Origin of the sequence: Paenibacillus sp. MDMC362 (assembly GCF_003269305.1) — a bacterium.
In the GTDB taxonomy this organism is placed as follows: Bacteria; Bacillota; Bacilli; order Paenibacillales; family Paenibacillaceae; genus Paenibacillus_AQ.
In genome coordinates this window covers 473,736-494,177 of sequence record NZ_QLYT01000008.1, presented here as the reverse complement: position 1 = coordinate 494,177, position 20,442 = coordinate 473,736, and the positions used below count along the sequence as shown (strand labels likewise).

Below are 20,442 nucleotides of genomic sequence, written 5' to 3'. Positions count from 1 at the left end.
TGATCTGTCCTTTCGTAGTAGAGTTCGCTAAATTACTCCAGTCGCTACGCTTATTATGTCCGGGACGGAAAGGTTTATGTGTGTACCTGATGAAGAAGCAGTGGAGGGATAAGATGAAAAAAATATTTGTGCTGGATACGAACGTATTGCTGCATGATCCTCAGTCGATCTATGCATTCGAGGAGCATGAAGTCATCATTCCTGCGGTGGTTCTTGAAGAGATTGATTCGAAGAAGCGAAATGCGGATGAAATCGGCCGCAATGCCCGCACGGTCTCCCGATTGCTCGATGGGTTAAGAGAACAAGGTCATCTTCATGACGGAGTTCTTCTGGAGAACGGCGGGACGTTGAAGGTTGAGCTGAATCATCGCAGCTTCGTCAAGGTACAGGAGTTATTTAGCGAAGCATCCAACGACAACCGAATTTTGGCTGTCGCGTTAAATTATAAATTGGAGGAGGAGCCGAAGGAGCACGGAAGACCCGTTGTTCTGGTCAGCAAGGATGTGCTTGTTCGAATTAAAGCGGATGTGCTCGGACTCACCACCCAGGATTATTTATCGGACCGTACAGCCGATCCAAGCGAGTTGTATCCCGGTTTCTCTACCTTAAAGGTACATCCTTCGGTAATCGATGAATTTTACAGCTATCGTTATTTGCCGATTAAACCTCTTCAATTGTCTTATCCGCTTTATCCGCATGAATTTGTTATTCTGAAGGATGAGATGGGAACAGGAAAGTCAGCTCTCCTTCATGTGAATGAGGATGCAACCAGATTGGAGCCGCTCCATTTAAGCAACGAACCTGTATGGGGCATCAGCGCCCGCAACGCCCAACAGCGTATGGCGATTGAGCTTCTATTAAACGACGATATTCCGCTAGTCACCATTACCGGGAAAGCCGGAACGGGAAAAACCTTGCTGGCATTGGCAGCAGGCCTATCCAAGGTGGAGGATGAGCATAAATACAAAAAACTGCTCATTGCGCGTCCGGTCGTTCCGATGGGGAAGGATATCGGTTATTTGCCTGGCGAAAAAGAAGAGAAACTAAGACCGTGGATGCAGCCGATATATGACAATCTGGAGTATTTATTCGACACCAAAAAATCGGGTGATATCGATAAAATATTGATGGGGCTCGGCAGCATCCAGGTGGAAGCACTGACTTATATCCGGGGCCGCTCGATACCAGGCCAGTTCATCATTGTGGACGAAGCCCAAAACTTATCCCGTCATGAGGTCAAGACGATTGTTTCAAGGGCGGGAGAAGGGAGTAAAGTGATTCTCATGGGAGATCCGGAGCAAATTGATCATCCCTACCTGGATGCTGTAAGTAATGGGTTGACCTATGTGGTGGAACGATTCAAGCAAGAAAATCTGAGCGGGCATATAACGCTGACTAAAGGGGAACGCTCCAAGCTGGCTCAGCTGGCTGCCGACTTGTTATAACCATGTATTTCCCGAGAAATGATTCCTTAAAATAAATCGTAGGTTTAAGACTGTTCCAGATTCATAGGACAGTCTTTTTTCCTTCTCATCGTTACTAGTAAAATCTGGACTAGATAATTAACAAAAAAGATAGGACAAGAGCACTAGAAGTTTGGTAAAATAAGGGCATGCGACGATTGAAGGAGTGAAGAGGGGATATGAAGCGGAAGAAATATTGGTTCTTATTTGCCATTTTACTGTTGTCTTTATCCAGTTTATCTCCCAGCTTTGACTTCACTCATCACACTAGACGAGAGCCCCCGGGGGATGAGCCTAATCCTCCGCAGCAAAGACCGGAGGTACCGGAGACCGATCTGGGTCCGATCAAGGTCGGTGTTCAGGTAAAGCCGGATGAACTGAGACAACTAAAAGCTCTTAATGAGCGTTTTATGGAAGAGACCGGTGCTGAGGTTGAAATTTCGCCCCTGGAAACGAGTGAAACACATAAAGAGTCGTTTCTGCTCGAGATGTCTCTAGGTGAAGGACCTGATATTGTTTTAACGGATTCACACTATATTAAAGCGCTTGCAATGAGCGGATGCTTACTGCCTGTTGATGCTTCTCAGGGCACGCTGCCGGGCGAAGACATCTTGAAAGGCCTTCTGCCACCGCTGCAGTGGAACGGGTATCAATGGGGAATGCCCTTTGATATAGACCCCTATATTATGACCTGGCAGACCAAGGGGAAGGGCGGCGAACCTTTTAAAGTGCCACAGGGCCGTCAGGGATGGCAGGAATATTCGGAGCTGCATAAAGTAAGCCCTTTCCTCTCATTTGATTCGAATGATCCTTACGCTTTCGGCGCGGCGGTACATTTGCTCGAAGGCGATCCTTCCAAGCCTGATCAAGAGGTGCTTCATATGCTGATTCGCAATCAGGGAAGGTGGGCAGAATCAGCGCAAGGCGCCATGGAAACACAGGTTAATGACCAAGAGTTGACCACCTCCGACAAAACGGAAGCAGCAGTGGTCATCAAGCCGTATTCGAGCTTATCAGATCAAGATGACAACGGAATGTCGCTTGCACTTGCAATGGGGAAAGCCCGACTGGATACGCCGGTTGTCCGAACCCGAAGTTTTGCTGTAGCCGCCCACACGGAATCATCGGCTCTTGCCATGAAATGGATTGCATATATGACTGGCAAAGAGATGCAGCGTGAATGGAGCAGATCGGCGGGAACGCTTCCCGTGGTTTCAGAGCTGTATGTCACAGGTACGAACCTAAGTGACCGGGGCATTTGGCAAAAGGCGGCCGTTCCAGCCCAAATGCTGCTCTCCAGAAAGGAGCCGGCTGCATTGGATTTTGGGGAGTCGGAAGGTTTCCAAACGTATGGCGAAGCAGCGAATCGATTGCTGCTTGGGGAAATCACGATAGAAGAATATATGAAAATGTACACGCCTTCTCATCCATAAAAAGAAAGAGCTGCCCAAACGAAGGGCAGCTTTTTTCTATAAATCCAGCTCCATTTTGACCACTAATCTTTGATCTTGGCTGGATACCTGCGTTGCTTTTAAGAAAGACACCAGCTGCTTGGGATAAAAGTTCATGTCGAATTCTTCCTGCAGCGCTTTGCGCGTGGTGTCAGGCAATTCCAGCCGATTGAACACAAGTTTGTCGACTTGGAACATGATGGCATTCTCCGGTTCGTTAATCACGGCGTATGTTCCTTCAATCAGCAGCGAGAGATTTCCGCTCTCACCCGAAGCGATTACTTTTCCATCGTCAAAATGGAAAGCAAAGCTGTTAAAGATTTCGTCTTCGGATCTTAAAAATGCGTTGAGATCATCCTCATGGATATCGATGGTGTACACCTTGCCGTTTGTTTTCAGCATATTCTTGCTTCCCTGAACAAATTGCGGCAGATTCTCCATAGCGCTGGCTAAAGCCTGGAAGTGACGCTTTACCTCGTACAGGCCCACATTCTCCCAATAAAGGGTGAACTCTTCAATCAACTTCTTCATGGCATCCGGGTTGCCGCTGGCTGTCAGTGCTCCGTCAACCTGCCGTTCAAGCGCCAGCACCCGTTCACGCTGCTTGACAAGGCTGTCCTTTACTTCGGCGAGATGAGAAGCATTGCGCTCGGCTTCGGCCTTGGCAGAGGCAAGGGAGCGGTACTGGTGGTTATATTCCGCAAGTGTATCCTCATCATTTTGAATAATCATATCGTAAAAGTCCATGATCCGGAAAAAACCGGCTAAGTCTTTTGCAGACAACAGCATGAAGAATAAATGATCCCTCTCACCCATGTAATAAGAACGAAGAACAGCTCCTGCACGATCACGCCGGTCTTCGATCCGCAAGCCCATATCCTGAATTTTAATTTGCAGTTCGCTCTGGAGCTGCTGCAATTCGGCGATACGTTTGGTTATCCGCTCGATTTCATGATCGATCTCCACAATGGAGAGGCTGTCCTCCAGAAGCTTGCGCGCCTCCTCCGTATCAGGCATAACCGGGCTTGCATCCTGCTCGGAATATACGGAAATTGGAGCCCCTATGAAGCAGAACAACAGGGTTATACACAGCATGAACGGGAGGAAAGGTAGTTTTATTCGTACATTCAAACGGGAGTCCTCCTTGAATGGTTGTTAGTCGAAAGGAATCCAACCGCTGTCTGTCCCTTCATTTTAACCAATATATGACGTATACGACTCAAATATCAACCTTTGGACATTAAAAAAGCGATCCGGCAGCTAAAGCACCTGATCGCTCTTTTAAGTACTCTCATTCTCTAATCGCAAGGAAAATCCACCAGCGAGCCCCTGTTTGTCCAGGTTGAGCGCTGGCGGATCACAAACATCGCTTGCATGGTTTACCTATTAGAGTGGTTTGCCCATAATGAAGACCGTCCAATAGCTAAAGCCTGTGAAGGTCACGATCATATAAGCCCAGAAGAGAAGAATATAGGTTCTCTCCGTGAATTTCAAATATCCCAGGATCACGAAAAATGCAGTCTGCAGGAAGAAAAGCAGTGCCATTTCAATATGATCTCCGGCAAAGGCCATCAACCCGATAGTCAGGGTGAAAAAGCCAAGGACTCGAAACATCCGTGCCACGATTATATCCTCCTCTCGTATGTACGCACATAATGCTGCTATGAACATTATAGCGTTATGGTAAAAACGTGTAAACGCCTAACTCAAGAAAACCCTTTATTTTTTATTATTAACCAGAAGCAGGACATTGAATTCGTGAATAATTTGGACAAATCTTCCCTTTTGCCTTCGTAAGAGTATGATCTGTAATCAAAATGGAAATACATTTTAGTATCAAATAGATTCTATGAACTCTATGAGAGGCATAGAAATGAATTAAGCAGTTTTTATACCCTATTCAGCAGCCGATTTACGGTATTGAAGACGGTTATTTTAGGATGTCGTTAGGAGGGTTTTATGGTATGTCAGCAGTGAGACAGGATGCATGGAGTGCAGAGGACGACCTAATACTGGCGGAGGTGACCCTTCGTCATATTCGTGAGGGCAGCACCCAATTGGCTGCCTTTGAGGAAGTGGGAGAAAGAATCGGCCGGACATCGGCGGCTTGTGGATTTCGTTGGAATAGCTGCGTTCGCAAGAAATATGAGGATGCTATCAGCTTGGCGAAATCTCAGCGTCAAAAGAGAAGTTATTATAAAAAACAGCCTTCGGTAAGCGGACCGCAGGTTGCCGGTTTGGCTGCTCCGGAACTGGAGCACGATGTCTATAAGAATGATGGTGCAAGCGAAGAAACACTGTCCATCGATGCCGTTATCCGTTTCCTTCGTCAGTGGAAGGGCGGGCTTCAGGAAAGTTCACGTCAGTATAAATTGCTTGAGAAGAACTTGCGTGAAAAAGAGGAAGAGCTTTCAAGACTCCGCAGTGAGAATCAGAGGTTATTGAAGGAAGTCAGCGAAGTGAAAACGGACTATCATGTGGTCAATGACGATTATAAGGCACTGATTCAGATTATGGATCGGGCACGCAGACTTGCGTTTTTAAATGAAGAAGACGAGGAACTTAAAACACGCTTTAAAATGGACGCTAACGGTAATCTGGAACGAATCGAATAGGTAAAGGTTATCTTGCTCCAGCCATAACCCGCATTAGTGCATTTCATGCGCTTTGGCGGGTTATTTGTGCGTATAGGAGATGATTCTGATATATACTAGGACTATTACAATAATGGGGGATGATCATGAATATCCATATTATCGGAGGCGGCTCATTGGGGCTGTTATATGCGGGCAAACTTGCGGATTCAGGCTGCCGTGTCACGTTATGGTGCCGAAGCGAGGAGCAGGCGGACAAGCTTCGGGCTTCCGGCATAACCATCGAGGAGACGGACCGGCACCAGGTCATTGACGCCCATGCTTTCTCGGTCAGCTCATGGTCATCCTTTGCCGAGTCGGGCGGCGGGGCCGATGCGGATTATCTTTTCCTCATGCTGAAGCAGCAAGGGATCGAAGAGATAGCAGCGGAGATGCTGGCTCTATTTGGGGAAGATCACCGCAGACTCCTATGTTTTCAGAACGGTACAGGCCATCTGGAGCGGCTTCAGGACCTGCTGCCGATGTGGACGATCTACGCCGCGATTACGACGGAAGGGGCGAAGCGTACAAGCAGCGTCTCCGTTTTGCATGCCGGCCGCGGAACGACGACAATCGGCAAAATGATGCCCGACGGAAGCTCATTAGATGCTCTCTCGCAGGAAACTCATGAAATTAAGCTTGTAAAACAGCTGAATAGAGCAGGATTTGAAGCTTTTTTGTCGAATGAAATGGATGAGATGATTTATCGCAAACTGCTGATAAACGCAGTCATTAATCCTTTGACTGCATTGTGGCGGATTCCTAACGGAGAGCTGTTAACTTCCCCTGAACGAGTCAGCCTTATGAAGCAGTTATATAATGAAGGGATCGCCGTATATGAAGCGGCTGGCATTCCTTATGGAAGCGGGCTTTGGGAATGGATCCTATCCGTCTGTCAATCAACTTCGAGTAACACGTCTTCCATGCTTAAGGATGTAATGGAAGGCAGAACGACGGAAGTTGCCTGGATTAACGGTAGCATTGTCCGTTTGGGTCAAAAATATGGCATTTCTGTGCCAATACACGAGCTGATCACGCAGCTCATCGAGGGGATGAATACATAGGGGGTCTTTAGCATGGGTTTCTTGCAGGGGCTGTTTCACACATTAAGCCTGTTTCCGTTCATTCCGTTTTTACTGGTGTATTTCATTGTCTTGCAAAGAAATAAAAATCGAAAGCAAGCGCTGGAGCTGGCCATGGATGTGACCACATTTTTCATGCTGTTTTCGGTCTCCGCCTTGTTTAATAATACATTCCAGTCCAAATTCGGTTTCTATCTTATTCTCCTCATGCTGCTCATTGCAGCGGGGTTGATCGGCAGTGCGCAGAACCGCTGGAAAGGCAAGGTTAACGGCAAGAGGCTGCTGCGCGCCGTGTGGCGTCTCGGTTTTGTCAGCATGGGTTTTGGCTATATAGTTTTTACATTTTTTGGTCTCCTCTCCTACATAATTAAGGTGATGTAAGTACAATCTAATAACTAGTATTATATGATAAATCTGTTCGATCTCTGGGTCAGGCAGATTTTTCAATTTATTGATTTCTGGATTTTTTTGACCACTGGTTGTATAATCGATAAGCATATACCTAAAATCTACGAGGGGGATACCGCAAGATGAAGAAACAAAAGAAATTACTGCTTCTCATGACGCTAATTCTTGCTTTCAGCTCGGTTTTGGCAGCGTGTGGAGCTGATAAGAACGATGGCGCCAATAACGGTGGAACGGCGGACAAGCCTAAAGAGCAAGTCTTCCGCATGAACCTTGCTTCCGACCCTCCTACACTGGATCCGGGCTTGGCTCAGGATAACACGTCGAATACGGTAATTAGTGCTGTATTTGAAGGTTTGGTCCGCAAGGGCGCAGATGGCTCTGAAGAGCCTGGCGTAGCCGAAAAATGGAAAATTTCTGAAGATGGATTGAAATATGTCTTCACCCTTCGCAAAGATGCCAAATGGAGCAACGGCGATTCAGTAACGGCAAAAGATTTTGAGTATGCATGGAAACGCGTACTTGATCCGAACTTTACTCCTGCATCACCATATGCGTATCAGCTCTATTACATCAAAAACGCTGAAGCTTACAATCTTGGAGAGATCAAAGACGCCAATGAAGTCGGCGTAAAAGCAACCGATGATTATACGCTCGAAGTTACGTTGGCAAACCCAACGCCATACTTCCTCAGTTTGATGTCATTCCAAACCTACTTCCCGATTCACAGCTCCGTTGAAGGTAATGCTTCTTGGGCAACCAAACCTGAAACATTGATCGGCAATGGTCCGTTCAAGGTTTCACAAATGACTAAAGGTCAAAAGATCGAGCTTGTGAAGAACGACCAATATTGGGACAAGGATGGAATCAAACTTGAAAAAGTTCAAATGAGTATCGTAAACAGCTCGGCAACTGAACTTTCAAGCTATCGTAACGATGAATTGGATTATGCAGGACATCCAACAGGAAATATTCCGACGGATCAGCTCAATGCGATCAAGAAGGAATTGGGCGATGAACTGATGATCAAAGGGATCTCATCGACGTATTTCTATATCTTCAACACAACAGAAGAACCATTTGACAATGTGAACATTCGTAAAGCGTTTGCCATGGCGATTGATCGTCAGGCGATCGTAGAGAAAATCACGCAAGGTGGACAACTTCCAGCACACGGCTTTGTTCCTCCTGGCATCAAAGGTGAGTCCGACGAGTACCGTAAAGAGGTGCCGGATACTTACTTCGATGAAAATCTTGAAGAAGCTAAGAAACTGCTCGAGCAAGGTATGAAGGAAAAAGGCTATACCACATTACCGGAAGTTACTTTGATCCATAACTCCGATGACAACCACAAGAAAATTGCGCTTGCTATTGCAGATATGTGGAAGAACAACCTCGGCGTTACTGTGAAGGTACAAAACCAAGAGTGGGGCGTATTCCTGAAGAACCGTACGGATCTCAACTATCAAGTTGCGCGTTCCGGCTGGGGAGCAGACTATAACGACCCGATGACTTATATCGATATGTGGACATCCAACGGCGGTAACAACGATACTGGCTTCAAGAACGAAGAATATGACCAACTTGTGAAGGATGCTTATGCCACTAGCGATAACGCTAAACGCATGGAGCTGATGTCCAAGGCTGAGAAAATTCTCGTTGAAGAAAACCAAGTTGTAATGCCGATCTACTATTACTCCAGCGTGTCCTTGGTTAAACCATGGGTGAAGAATCTTCATCTGGATTATAAGGGTGATATCGATTTCACACGTGCATATATCGAGTAGTCTTTTGTAAAACCATTTATAAAAGGTTACGGTTCGGGATATATATGTGGGGCATAAACCTCATATATATCCCGATTTTTTTGTATGAGCACAAGGTTTCCAAATCTTGTGTCCGTTGGTGAAAGTTAAGGGATGCCATGTCCGTTCTAGAATACTACAATTATATAGACGGCTTGGTTTAGAACAACTGATCAGGAGGCTAGCGAAATGCTGAGGTATGTGGCGAGTAAGTTTTTTTACATGCTTGTATCGTTGTTCATACTGATCTCAGCCACTTTTTTTCTTATGAAAGCCATACCGGGAGATCCGTTTATGGGAGAGAAAAAGCCATCGCCTGAAATTTTGGCGAGGCTGATGGAGCAGTATGATTTAGATAAACCGGTATTTCAGCAATATACGAAATACTTAGGCAATATCGTTCAGGGTGACTTTGGTTTGTCTATGAAGAAACAAGGACAGTCCGTCACTGATATTATTGTTGACACATTTGGCCCTTCACTCCGATTGGGTCTTATCGCGATCGTTGTGTCCGTAATCGTGGGTGTGCTGCTAGGGATGCTTGCAGCGCTGTATCACCGCAAGCTGATTGACAACATCGCCATGATTATCTCGGTTCTCGGCATCGCAGTACCGAGTTTCGTACTTGCGTCATTGTTGCAATACGTTCTCGCAGAGAAAGCGGGCATTTTCAACGTTATGGGCTTTGAAGGACCGCTCGACTACGTGCTTCCTGTTATGGCCCTGTCAGCTCAACCGATTGCATTTATCGCACGATTAACGCGATCCAGCATGCTGGAAGTTCTGCATTCGGATTATATCAAGACGGCTAAGGCTAAGGGTCTCAACTGGTTCGCCATTATGTTCCGTCACGTCATCCGTAACGGCATCTTGCCAGTCGTAACGTACGTCGGTCCAATGACAGCGAACATCATTACCGGTTCGGTCGTTATTGAACAGATCTTCGGCATTGGCGGCATTGGCAAGCAGTTTGTTGAAAGTATCACAAACCGCGATTACACAGTCATTATGGGGATTACCATTTTCTACGGCATCTTGCTGATGCTGGCGCGTTTCGTTACAGATATCGTATATGTATTTGTGGATCCGCGCATTAAATTGACCGGCGGAAAGGAGAGGTAGACATGGAGAAAGAACAAAGTATGCCTCATCCTGCGGCACTAAACTTAAAGCCCGAAGACTTTCAGAAAATTGGTCCTGATGAGAAACAATCCGAAGTAATACAGCGTGAAAGTTTGTCCTCCTGGAGAGATTCCTGGGAAAGATTGCGCAAGAACAAGCTTGCTATGACGGGCTTGGTTATTATGATCCTGATTGTCATCATGGCCATTGTCGGTCCGATGATCTCGAACTATGATTATGAAACGAATGATTTGATGAATACGAATATGCCGCCTTCATCAGAACATTGGTTTGGAACCGACGATCTGGGCCGCGACGTTTTTGTTCGTACCTGGATGGGAGCTCGGATATCCTTGACCGTTGGTCTTGCAGCAGCTGCGATTGACTTGATGATTGGTGTAATATATGGTGGCATCATGGGTTATTTCGGTGGCCGCGTCGATGAGTTCATGAATAAGTTTGCAGAAATTTTGTATTCCATTCCGTATCTGCTCGTTACGATTTTGCTGCTGGTTGTATTCGAACCAAGTTTAGGAACGATCATACTCGCCTTAACCATCACCGGGTGGATTAACATGTCCTGGATTGTCCGGGGCGAGATTATGCAGCTGAAGAGCAGAGAATATGTCCTCGCCTCACGTTCGATGGGAGCGGGAACCGCTCGCCTGTTGTTCCGGCATTTGATTCCGAATGCGATGGGTCCGATTATCGTTACCTTGACCCTGTCGGTTCCAAGCGCGATCTTTGCCGAGGCATTCCTGAGCTTCCTGGGTCTTGGAGTTCAAGCACCTGTTGCTTCTTGGGGCTCCATGATTAATGATGCCCTGTCCGGATGGATGTACTATCCATGGCGGATGTTGTTCCCTGCTCTATTTATCAGCTTGACGATGTTAGCATTTAACATTTTCGGTGATGGATTGCGTGATGCGCTTGATCCGAAATTGAAAAAATAGGAGGTGGGAAGGTATGGAACCGATCTTGCAGGTGAAGGACCTCAACGTATCGTTTCGTGTTCGCGGCGGTGAAGTAAAGGCAGTCCGCGGCATGAATTTTGAAGTCGGCAAGGGGGAGACGGTTGCCATCGTCGGTGAGTCCGGAAGCGGTAAAAGTGTTACTGCCCAGACCATTATGCGATTGATTCCGTCCCCGCCCTCAGAAATAAAAAAGGGTGAGGTCATTTTCCAAGGACAAGACCTTCTCAAAAAAACGAATAAACAGATGGAAGCGATTCGGGGCAAGGATATCGGGATGATCTTTCAGGATCCGATGACGTCGCTGAATCCCACCATTAGAATAGGCAAACAAATCACGGAGGTGCTGATCAAGCACCAGGGGATGTCTTTCTCCGAAGCCAAAAAACACGCTATAGAAATGCTGAAGCTGGTAGGCATCAAAAATGCGGAGGAGCGCTTCAATCAGTATCCGCATGAGTTCTCCGGCGGTATGCGTCAGCGTGCGATGATCGCCATTGCGCTTGCATGTAAGCCGACCCTGCTGATTGCGGACGAACCGACAACGGCACTCGACGTGACCATTCAGGCACAGATTATGGACGTTATGAAGGAAATGCAGGAACGTTTGGGCACATCGATCATTCTGATTACGCATGACCTCGGCGTTGTTGCCGGCATGTGTGACCGTGTCATCGTCATGTATGCAGGTGAAGTGGTGGAAACGGGAACGAAATGGGAGATTTTCAAAAATCCGCAGCACCCTTACACCAAAGGTTTGCTTCGTTCCATGCCGCGTCTGGATCAGAAGAAAGACGAACCGCTCATTCCGATTATCGGAACACCGCCGGATCTGATTAAACCACCTGTAGGCTGTCCATTCGCTGCTCGCTGTGACGAGGCTATGCGAATTTGTGAACGGATGGATCCGGGCGCAACGGAATTCAGCGACACGCATATGGCGCGCTGCTGGAATCTGCATCCGATGGCGAAGGAGGCGCAAGGTTCATGAAGGATAACCACTTGATTGAGGTAAAAGGCCTGAAGAAGTATTTTAACGTGGGCAAAGGCCAGGTTCTTAAAGCGGTTGACGATCTGAATTTCTTTATCCGTGAAGGCGAAACGCTTGGCATGGTGGGAGAGTCGGGTTGCGGTAAATCCACTGCAGGACGGACGATTCTCCGCCTTTATGAACCTACGGCCGGGAGCGTTAATTTTAACGGAACGGATATTTACAAGCTGTCTCCGGGCAAAATGAAGGCGATGCGCCGCGATATGCAGATGATCTTCCAGGATCCGTATGCCTCGCTGAACCCAAGATTCACGGTGTCGGATATTATCGGGGAAGCTTTGGATATTCACGGTATGGCCGGCAGCCGCGCCGAACGCAAGAAGCGGATTGAGGAGCTGCTGGATATGGTCGGCTTGAATAGTGACCATTCGACGCGCTACCCTCATGAATTCTCGGGCGGTCAGCGTCAACGGATCGGGATTGCCCGCGCTCTCGCGGTAAATCCTAAATTCATCATCTGTGACGAGCCGATCTCAGCGCTTGACGTTTCGATTCAGGCGCAGGTTGTTAACCTGCTTAAAGATTTGCAGGACCGACTTGGCTTAACCTATCTCTTCATTGCGCATGACCTGTCCATGGTTAAGCATATCAGTGATCGGGTAGCGGTTATGTATTTGGGTAAAATGGTGGAGCTGGCAGACAGTGAAGAACTGTATGCCAATCCGATCCATCCTTACACCAAAACCTTGTTGTCCGCGATTCCGATTCCGGACCCGGAAATTGAGGCAAACAAAAAGCGGCTCAAACTGGAAGATGATATGCAGGGGCCGATTTCAGCTGCCAAAGGCGAAGACGGAACGGTTCAACTGGACGTGAAGGATTCCGAATTGGTTGAAGTGTCCAAAGGACACTGGGTTGCAAAAGCCTACGCTTGAATAAACGGACCTCAGTATGAGGAAGCACCTTCAAGAATAGCCGCTGGCATCGTGCCGGCGGCTATTCTTTTCCTTTGACGCAGAATGCCAACATTCGGTACAATCAAGGAAGGCGCAATAATATAGAAGAAATTAAATTTAAGCACAATCTAGATTTGGTTGCGACGTAGAATAGGAGGCATACCTCATGAATATCGTTCCGGAACCATTATCCCTCGCTTCGCGTCTCGCTCAGGATTATATTCATCATTTCGACCGGGTAAGCGGGTTCTACGGTGAAGATTACCGCGGCGAGAACAGCTTTGCAGAGCGGGTACAATGGCTGGATCATTCCGAAGACAAACGAGTTCAGCGTAAAGCGCTGGCAGATTGTCTTCGGACGTTCAATAAGAAACACAATGATCACCCCGCTGTACATAAATCACTCCAACTTCTGGAGCAGCCAGGAACGGTTACGATGGTTGGCGGACAACAAAGCGGTTTGTTCACTGGACCTCTGCTTGTCATATATAAAGCAATTACCGTTATCCAAGCGGCTCGCGAGGCGGAAGAGCGCTTAAAACGTCCTGTCGTGCCTGTATTTTGGATCGCCGGGGAGGATCATGATTGGGATGAAGTGAATCATACGTACTTCCTGAATCAGGATCTGCAGCTTTCCAAGATCAAGCTTGATGCCAAGGACGCACTCAGGACGTCAGTTAGTTATACTGACGTTGCTGAGGAAGATTGGAATGCAATGCTGGCAGAGCTTCAGATTCAATTGGCAGACAGCGAATATAAGGCAGATCTGCTGATGATGGCGAAGGAATCGCTGAACGGTTCGGCGGGGCTCAGCGAGGCATTCGCTAAACTGCTCAGCTATATGTTCGGCAAATATGGGCTGATCCTCCTGGATTCGGCAGACCCGGGACTTCGGGCGTTGGAAGTACCCATCTTCGAATCTTTGATTACCCGCAACGAACAAATGGGACTTTCGTACCAGCAGGCTGCGAGGGATATCGCGGGTCGGGGTTACGAAGTCCAGGCCGATGTATCCGAGAATGGGGCTAACTTGTTCTACTTGCATGAAGGCAGACGCTTGCTGCTTTACCGGGAAGGATGTGTATTTTCAGACCGGAAAGGCATCGTTTCGCTGACGGAAGATGAACTGCTTCGAGATTTGCATCAGCACCCTGAACGCTTCAGCAACAATGTGTTGACCCGTCCAATCATGCAGGATTCGCTGCTGCCCGTGCTCGGGACGATACTCGGTCCAGGCGAGATTTCCTACTGGGCGATTACGCGTTATGCATTCTCCGACTTGGGTTTGCAGATGCCGCTGATCATCCCAAGAATGTCATTCTCCATCGTAGATGGAACCGTCCATAAGCTGATGGAGAAATACGGACTGTCCTTCGAGGATGTCCAGCTTCGCTTGTCTGAGAAGCGTGAGGCTTGGCTTGCCAGCCAAGACGAGCTGAATTTGGAAGCACGATTCAGTCAAACCCGGGAACAATTTGAAGCATTATATCGGCCTTTAATAGAAGATCTTGGCAAAATGCAAAGTGGACTGTTAAAATTAGGTCTAACCAATAAAGATAAAATATTGGAGCAGATGGATTACCTGTTAAGTAAATCCCGGAATGCCTTGGAACAGCAGCATGAGGCCGCGCTGGCACAGTGGAGGCGCATTGAACAGACGTTGTTGCCGGAAGGGAAACCTCAGGAGAGGGTATACAACATCCTGGAATACATGAATCGTTATGGATTGAATCTGGTGGATCGCCTGATGGAAATCCCATACGCTGCTTCGGGCATTCACAGGGTCGTTTACGTATAACGATCAGGAATTCAAACATCAGATCATAGGAGGCCGTTAAATGAGCTCATCATCCATACAAACCAGCAATATTACCGACTTGAAACTGGCACCGGAAGGTCATTTGAAAATTGATTGGGTCCAGGCGCATATGCCGGTATTGAACCGGGTGCGTGAACAATTCGAGAAAGAACAGCCATTCAAAGGGTTAAAAGTCGCCATCTCGTTGCATCTGGAAGCCAAGACCGCTTATCTGGCAAAAGTCATTCAGGCCGGCGGCGCTGAGGTGACCATTACGGGCAGTAATCCGCTGTCAACGCAAGATGATGTATGTGCCGCATTGGTGGAAGACGGGATCACGGTGTTCGCCAAGTATAATCCGGATCCTAAGGAATACAAGCAGCATCTCATTTCGACACTGGAGACCAGACCGGATCTGATCATCGACGATGGCGGGGATCTCGTTACGATCCTGCACTCCGAGCGTACCGATCTCCTTGAAGGAATTCGGGGCGGAGCGGAAGAGACAACCACGGGCATCCTGCGCCTGAAATCTTTGGAGAAAGAAGGCTCTCTGAAATTCCCGATGGTTGCCGTGAATGATGCATACTGCAAATACTTGTTTGATAACCGTTACGGTACAGGACAATCGGTCTGGGACGGAATTAACCGGACGACCAACCTGGTGGTTGCAGGCAAGACGGTTGTTGTCGTAGGGTATGGCTGGTGCGGCAAGGGCGTGGCCATGCGTGCCAAAGGTCTTGGTGCCAACGTTATCGTGACCGAGATTGATGCGATTAAGGCCGTTGAGGCTTATATGGACGGCTTCCGCGTTATGCCAATGCGTGAAGCGGCCAAATTGGGAGACTTCTTTGTAACCGTCACGGGTAACCGCGATGTCATCAGCGGGGAAGACTTTGATGTCATGAAGGACGGAGCCATCTTATCCAACGCCGGTCACTTCGATGTGGAAGTCAATAAACCGGATTTGTCAGAACGGTCTCAATCGGTTCGGACGGTTCGGCGGAATATCGAAGAATATCACCTGAAAGATGGCCGTAAGATTTATTTGCTTGCCGAAGGCCGTTTGGTGAATCTGGCGGCAGGTGACGGACATCCGGCGGAAATTATGGATATGACGTTTGCGCTCCAGGCACTGTCGCTCAAACATGTGAATGATCAGTACGAGAATATCGGTAACCGCGTTGTAAATGTTCCTTACGAATTGGATGAACAGGTTGCCTTATATAAATTGGAAAGTCTAGGGATTACAATCGACAGCCTGAGCGCTGAGCAGAAGTCTTACTTGGACAGCTGGGCTCAGCACTAAACAGCAGCAGCTTTAGATCATTTGCAAACCTCCTTTCCATCCCCGAGCGGGATGAAAGGAGGTTTTTTGTGCGAATGTTCTGAGAGAAAGTTCCAAAAAAACAAATGCTCGTTAGAAGGTATTTGATTCTTGACGCCGAATCTATTATCCTAAAGTGGTGGAAAGTGGTGCAAAGTGGGGAATCGGGGTTAAGGGGTGGAGTGCCTGATGTTTATGGGGGAGTTTCAACATAGCATCGACGATAAGGGGAGAATCATTATCCCTGCTAAGTTTCGCGACCTCCTGGGCACCTCTTTTATCGTAACCCGCGGATTGGACAATTGCCTCTTTGTATACCCCAAAGATGAATGGGCCATCATGGAACAGAAGCTCAAATCCCTGCCGCTCATGAAGTCGGATGCACGCGCATTCACCCGGTTTTTTTTCTCCGGGGCGACGGAATGTGAATGGGATAAACAGGGAAGGGTAAATTTGCCGGGCAATTTGCGCGAGTTCGCCAAGCTCGAGAAGGAATGCGTCGTCATCGGCGTATCGAGCCGAGTGGAGATCTGGAGCAAGGAGCAGTGGCAGAATTACTATCAGCAGTCGGAGGAAGCATTCAATGACATTGCTGAGAAGCTGGTGGATTTTGACTTTGATTTATAACCAGCTGGGAACATCGTATTGAAATGGACAAGTTACACTTAAAATCATGAATGAGACACAATGGAGGGCTGCAGCTTTGTTCCATCACATCACAGTGCTTAAGCAAGAAGCGACAGAAGGGCTGCGCATCAAACCAGACGGTATATATGTTGACTGTACGCTCGGGGGAGCAGGGCACAGCTCGCTGATTGCTTCCCAACTAAGTTCGAAAGGTCGGTTAATCGCGTTGGATCAGGACGACTGGGCACTGAATAACGCCCGGGAAGTCATGAAGCCGTATGTGGACCGGATCACGCTCGTCAAAACCAATTTTCGCGATTTGGAGGAGGTGCTCCGAAACGAAGTGGAGGTTGACGAGAACGGGCAGCCGCAAGTTGACGGTATACTGTTCGATTTGGGCGTATCTTCTCCGCAGTTTGATGAAGGGGAGAGGGGGTTCAGTTACAATCATGATGCCCCGCTGGATATGCGGATGGATCAATCCGCCGAGCTCACCGCAGCCAAAATCGTAAACGAATGGCCGGAACAGGAAATTGCGCGAATATTGTATGAATACGGCGAAGAGAAATTTTCAAGGCGGATTGCCAAAGTCATTGTTGAAAGAAGGGCACAGAGCCCTATTCAGACAACAGGCGAGCTTGTCGAGATGATTAAGGAAGGGATTCCGGCCGCAGCTCGGAGAACGGGCGGCCACCCGGCCAAACGAAGTTTTCAGGCGTTTCGTATTGCGGTCAATGATGAGCTTGGCGCATTCAAAGACGCGCTTCACCAGGCCGTGCGATGTCTTGCACCAGGTGGAAGAGTCTCGGTAATCACGTTTCACTCGCTCGAAGACCGGATATGCAAACAGATTTTAAACAGTTACATTCCCAAGTGTACGTGCCCTCCAGATTTTCCGATGTGTGTATGCGGAGGCGGCCAAGGTGATTTGAAGTTGGTAAATCGCAAACCGCTTATCCCTTCTGCGGAAGAGATTGAAAGTAATCCAAGGGCGCGTTCGGCGAAGCTGCGGATTGCGGAGAAACTGTAGAAACATCAAATCCCTGAAGAAGGAGAATCAGCCATGGCTTACACGCGCGGCAATTTAGCCGTACAGGAGAGACAGAAGGAAACGCAGCAGTCCGCTTATCTCGAGAAGACAAAAGTTGTCAAGCGTCGTTCCCAGCTTCCACAAAAGGAAAAGCTGCTGTATTTGTTGTCCGTGGTGTTTGTGGTTGCCGTCATGGGCGTCATTGGCATGAGCCATGTTCATTCCTATGATCTGAATCGGCAAATCCAGTCGACGGAGAATAACATAGTCGAAGCTAAACGAAGTATCAATCAGCTTCAGGTGGAAAAGCAAACGCTGGAAACGCAAATATTGGACAAGGCGAAAGAGCTGGGTTATGTGCCTATTGATGACAGCAATATGATCCACCTATCACCCGTCTCGGGGTCATCCGAGACACAGAATTCGGACTCGGGACAAAATGATTGAAGTGTGAGGTTTTGACCGATGATAAAAAAAATCAAACTGCGTACCGTGCTAATAGGGGGATGTATAACCCTCTTTTTTGCTTTATTGATTGGTCGGGTGTTTTGGCTGCAGGTGATCGATAACGACTTCTGGAAAGAACAAGCTTTATCGAAATGGTCGCGTAAACAGGATCTTCCGGCCACGCGAGGGACGATTACGGATCGGGACGGCGATATTCTTGCCATGGATGCGCCTGCCTTTACGGTCATTGTGAATCCTGCGGTCATTCAGGCGAACGGCATGGAGAACGAGGTCGTTAAAGGACTGCATGAGATTCTCGACAAGGATGAGGACGAACTCCGAGAGCTGGTTAAAGCTAAAGACGATAAGGGCGAATACCTCAAGGGCCGCGAAGTCCGCAGCGAGGGATGGAAGATCGACCAGGAGAAGATGGAAGAGGTTAAAGCGTTTAGTGAAAGTTTAAATCAAAAATTAAAGGCAATCGGCAAAGTACCCGATTCGGGCATCGGCTTTCAGCGAGAGTCAAAACGATTTTATCCACAAAAGACAGTGGCTGCACATATCTTGGGATATACCGATCGTCAGGGCAAGGGTATCGGGGGCATTGAGCAACGATATGACGAGATCCTTAAGGGAACCGACGGATTCGCTTCGTACAAGAGTGATAAGAAAGGGGTCAAGCTCCCGAGTGAAGACGATTTATACCAGCCTGCAATAAATGGGAAAAATTTAGTACTGACGACAGACGATACAATCCAGTATTATATCGAGGAAGCGATGCGCGACACGTATAACCAATATAAACCAATCAGTATGACGGTAATCGCAGCGGATCCGAACACGATGGAAATACTGGGGATGGCCAATATGCCGACTTTTGATCCCAATACATACTCGGAATGGAATCAAAAGAATTTCATCAATCATGCCGTGCGGTCCATCTATGAGCCGGGATCAACTTTCAAAATTGTTACGCTGGCCAGCGCGGTGCAGGAAAAGCTGTTTAGCCCTGGTGCTATTTATCAATCCGGATCGATAAGAGCGGGTGGAAGAACCCACCGGGACATTAACAGCGTAGGCTGGGGCCCTATTACCTACCTCGAAGGCGTGAAAAGGTCGAGTAACGTGGCATTTGTAAAACTGGGATACGAAATGCTCGGCAAGGAGCGATTTACCAACTATATTCGGGATTTTGGGTTTACGCAGAAAACGGAAATTGATCTTCCCGGGGAAATTCTCGGTACCTTGAATATGACTTATGACTCCGATATTTCAACCATGACCTACGGTTACGCCGTATCCGTAACGCCTATTCAACAGATTGCTGCCATTTCAGCCGTTGCCAACGGAGGAAAGCTCATGCAGCCTCATATGGTCAAGCAGATCGAAGACCCCAACACGGGCAAGGTTGAGGAAATCCAACCGAAAGTCGTACGTCAGGTCATATCTCCTGAAGCCGCAAGAGAAACGGGGACTTACCTTGAGCAAGTTGTAGCTGACCAAGTAAATGGTACAGGTAAGAATGCGTATATTGAAGGCTACCGGGTTGCGGGCAAAACCGGTACCGCGATAAAATCCGGCGGCGGATATAAAGACCGTACGAAACAAGTGGTTTCATTCATCGGGTACGCTCCCGTCGAGAATCCGAAAATAGCCGTGCTGGTCATTATCGATGAACCGAACGTTGAAAAAGGCGGCGGTGCGTTGGCGGCACCTATTTTTAAAGAAATTGTGTCCAAGACATTGAATTATTGGGGCGTTCCCAAATCGAATGCAAAGCAGGATAAAGAACAGTCGAATTCAGAAACGACGCTGAAGGATTCCCTGAAAGCACCGGATTTTACGGGGTTGAAGCTGAGTGACGTAAAAGCCAAGCTGCTGAAGGATGGAGTGGCGTTTGAGACCTTGGGCAACGGAAACACGGTGAAGGAGCAATACCCGCCTGCCAATGCGATCATTAGTGCAGGTCAACGGATTTATCTTCTTACAGAGGATAGTCCAACGATGAAAATCCCGAATTTAGAGGGTGAATCGCTTAGGGACGCCATGGAAGTGCTCACCTTGATGAAAGTAAAGGTTAATGTTCAGGGCGAAGGCTACGTTGTTTCCCAATTGGAAGCCAAGGAGAATGGTCAGCGAATTGTGCAGTTAACGCTGAAATCGGCACAAGAGTTGATCACGGGAAGCAGCGGCTCTGATGAAACATCATCCAATGGCAGCGAGGAAACCAGCGAAGATGAATCCACCGATGAGGAAACAGAAGCAACAGGCAAGACCGAAGGGGAATAGCTTGTTCTAACCCGGGTTTGTCCCGAATACTCATGTGAAGAACGC

General features: G+C 47.9%; 18 protein-coding genes. 16 read left to right on the top strand and 2 right to left on the bottom strand.

Annotation, left to right across the window (positions count from 1 at the left end):
• Positions 1-113 precede the first annotated feature (113 nt).
• Together DP091_RS04550 and DP091_RS04545 are read left to right on the top strand one after the other, a co-directional pair.
• Complete coding sequence (locus DP091_RS04550; RefSeq protein ID WP_113057229.1) at positions 114-1,445, top strand: PhoH family protein; 1,332 nt, start codon at positions 114-116, stop codon at positions 1,443-1,445.
• 197 nt (positions 1,446-1,642) lie between these two features.
• Positions 1,643-2,896, top strand: a complete 1,254-nt coding sequence (locus DP091_RS04545) for an ABC transporter substrate-binding protein (RefSeq protein ID WP_113057228.1) — start codon at positions 1,643-1,645, stop codon at positions 2,894-2,896.
• Positions 2,897-2,932: 36 nt separating this feature from the next.
• Here the strand turns inward: DP091_RS04545 and DP091_RS04540 are convergent, their stop codons facing one another.
• Positions 2,933-4,045, bottom strand: coding sequence for a coiled-coil domain-containing protein (locus tag DP091_RS04540; RefSeq protein ID WP_113057227.1), 1,113 nt, complete (start codon positions 4,043-4,045; stop codon positions 2,933-2,935).
• A gap of 255 nt (positions 4,046-4,300) precedes the next feature.
• On the bottom strand, positions 4,301-4,537 hold the full coding sequence (locus tag DP091_RS04535) for a DUF2626 domain-containing protein (protein ID WP_006209059.1): 237 nt from the start codon (positions 4,535-4,537) through the stop codon (positions 4,301-4,303).
• Positions 4,538-4,878: 341 nt separating this feature from the next.
• Here DP091_RS04535 and DP091_RS04530 point away from each other — a divergent pair, with 341 nt between their 5' ends.
• From DP091_RS04530 to DP091_RS04465, 14 genes are all read left to right on the top strand, one after another.
• On the top strand, positions 4,879-5,529 hold the full coding sequence (locus tag DP091_RS04530) for an RsfA family transcriptional regulator (protein ID WP_071222968.1): 651 nt from the start codon (positions 4,879-4,881) through the stop codon (positions 5,527-5,529).
• Between the two features lie 125 nt (positions 5,530-5,654).
• Positions 5,655-6,611 (top strand): ketopantoate reductase family protein, encoded by a 957-nt coding sequence (locus DP091_RS04525; RefSeq protein WP_113057226.1) that lies wholly within the window; start codon positions 5,655-5,657, stop codon positions 6,609-6,611.
• A 12-nt stretch (positions 6,612-6,623) separates the two neighbouring features.
• Positions 6,624-7,010 carry a DUF3397 domain-containing protein gene (locus DP091_RS04520; protein WP_113057225.1) on the top strand — a complete coding sequence of 129 codons (387 nt, stop codon included), beginning with the start codon at positions 6,624-6,626 and terminating at the stop codon, positions 7,008-7,010.
• 149 nt (positions 7,011-7,159) lie between these two features.
• Positions 7,160-8,821, top strand: coding sequence for a peptide ABC transporter substrate-binding protein (locus DP091_RS04515; RefSeq protein WP_113057224.1), 1,662 nt, complete (start codon positions 7,160-7,162; stop codon positions 8,819-8,821).
• A gap of 207 nt (positions 8,822-9,028) precedes the next feature.
• A complete protein-coding gene (locus DP091_RS04510) occupies positions 9,029-9,961 on the top strand; it encodes an ABC transporter permease (protein WP_071222972.1) in 933 nt (310 codons plus the stop codon).
• 2 nt (positions 9,962-9,963) lie between these two features.
• Positions 9,964-10,914, top strand: coding sequence for an ABC transporter permease (locus DP091_RS04505; protein WP_113057223.1), 951 nt, complete (start codon positions 9,964-9,966; stop codon positions 10,912-10,914).
• 13 nt (positions 10,915-10,927) lie between these two features.
• Positions 10,928-11,923 carry an ABC transporter ATP-binding protein gene (locus DP091_RS04500; protein WP_113057222.1) on the top strand — a complete coding sequence of 332 codons (996 nt, stop codon included), beginning with the start codon at positions 10,928-10,930 and terminating at the stop codon, positions 11,921-11,923.
• Complete coding sequence (locus tag DP091_RS04495) at positions 11,920-12,858, top strand: ABC transporter ATP-binding protein (RefSeq protein ID WP_071222975.1); 939 nt, start codon at positions 11,920-11,922, stop codon at positions 12,856-12,858. The genes DP091_RS04500 and DP091_RS04495 overlap by 4 nt, the downstream gene beginning before the upstream one ends.
• Before the next feature lie 187 nt (positions 12,859-13,045).
• On the top strand, positions 13,046-14,677 hold the full coding sequence (gene bshC, locus DP091_RS04490; RefSeq protein WP_113057221.1) for a bacillithiol biosynthesis cysteine-adding enzyme BshC: 1,632 nt from the start codon (positions 13,046-13,048) through the stop codon (positions 14,675-14,677).
• 40 nt (positions 14,678-14,717) lie between these two features.
• Complete coding sequence (locus tag DP091_RS04485) at positions 14,718-15,986, top strand: adenosylhomocysteinase (RefSeq protein ID WP_113057220.1); 1,269 nt, start codon at positions 14,718-14,720, stop codon at positions 15,984-15,986.
• A gap of 207 nt (positions 15,987-16,193) precedes the next feature.
• Entirely contained in the window at positions 16,194-16,631 is a 438-nt protein-coding gene (gene mraZ, locus DP091_RS04480; RefSeq protein ID WP_009590832.1) for a division/cell wall cluster transcriptional repressor MraZ, read from the top strand.
• A gap of 76 nt (positions 16,632-16,707) precedes the next feature.
• A complete protein-coding gene (gene rsmH / locus DP091_RS04475; protein ID WP_113057219.1) occupies positions 16,708-17,661 on the top strand; it encodes a 16S rRNA (cytosine(1402)-N(4))-methyltransferase RsmH in 954 nt (317 codons plus the stop codon).
• 33 nt (positions 17,662-17,694) lie between these two features.
• Positions 17,695-18,108 (top strand): cell division protein FtsL, encoded by a 414-nt coding sequence (locus tag DP091_RS04470; protein WP_113057218.1) that lies wholly within the window; start codon positions 17,695-17,697, stop codon positions 18,106-18,108.
• 18 nt (positions 18,109-18,126) lie between these two features.
• Entirely contained in the window at positions 18,127-20,397 is a 2,271-nt protein-coding gene (locus DP091_RS04465) for a penicillin-binding transpeptidase domain-containing protein (protein ID WP_113057217.1), read from the top strand.
• Positions 20,398-20,442: the final 45 nt, after the last annotated feature.

Bases quoted from the DNA above. Each gene is read 5' to 3' on its own strand.
- DP091_RS04550 (WP_113057229.1), top strand. From the start codon at position 114: ATGAAAAAAATATTTGTGCTGGATACGAACGTATTGCTGCATGATCCT.
- DP091_RS04545 (WP_113057228.1), top strand. From the start codon at position 1,643: ATGAAGCGGAAGAAATATTGGTTCTTATTTGCCATTTTACTGTTGTCT.
- DP091_RS04530 (WP_071222968.1), top strand. From the start codon at position 4,879: ATGTCAGCAGTGAGACAGGATGCATGGAGTGCAGAGGACGACCTAATA.
- DP091_RS04525 (WP_113057226.1), top strand. From the start codon at position 5,655: ATGAATATCCATATTATCGGAGGCGGCTCATTGGGGCTGTTATATGCG.
- DP091_RS04520 (WP_113057225.1), top strand. From the start codon at position 6,624: ATGGGTTTCTTGCAGGGGCTGTTTCACACATTAAGCCTGTTTCCGTTC.
- DP091_RS04515 (WP_113057224.1), top strand. From the start codon at position 7,160: ATGAAGAAACAAAAGAAATTACTGCTTCTCATGACGCTAATTCTTGCT.
- DP091_RS04510 (WP_071222972.1), top strand. From the start codon at position 9,029: ATGCTGAGGTATGTGGCGAGTAAGTTTTTTTACATGCTTGTATCGTTG.
- DP091_RS04505 (WP_113057223.1), top strand. From the start codon at position 9,964: ATGGAGAAAGAACAAAGTATGCCTCATCCTGCGGCACTAAACTTAAAG.
- DP091_RS04500 (WP_113057222.1), top strand. From the start codon at position 10,928: ATGGAACCGATCTTGCAGGTGAAGGACCTCAACGTATCGTTTCGTGTT.
- DP091_RS04495 (WP_071222975.1), top strand. From the start codon at position 11,920: ATGAAGGATAACCACTTGATTGAGGTAAAAGGCCTGAAGAAGTATTTT.
- bshC (WP_113057221.1), top strand. From the start codon at position 13,046: ATGAATATCGTTCCGGAACCATTATCCCTCGCTTCGCGTCTCGCTCAG.
- DP091_RS04485 (WP_113057220.1), top strand. From the start codon at position 14,718: ATGAGCTCATCATCCATACAAACCAGCAATATTACCGACTTGAAACTG.
- mraZ (WP_009590832.1), top strand. From the start codon at position 16,194: ATGTTTATGGGGGAGTTTCAACATAGCATCGACGATAAGGGGAGAATC.
- DP091_RS04470 (WP_113057218.1), top strand. From the start codon at position 17,695: ATGGCTTACACGCGCGGCAATTTAGCCGTACAGGAGAGACAGAAGGAA.
- DP091_RS04465 (WP_113057217.1), top strand. From the start codon at position 18,127: ATGATAAAAAAAATCAAACTGCGTACCGTGCTAATAGGGGGATGTATA.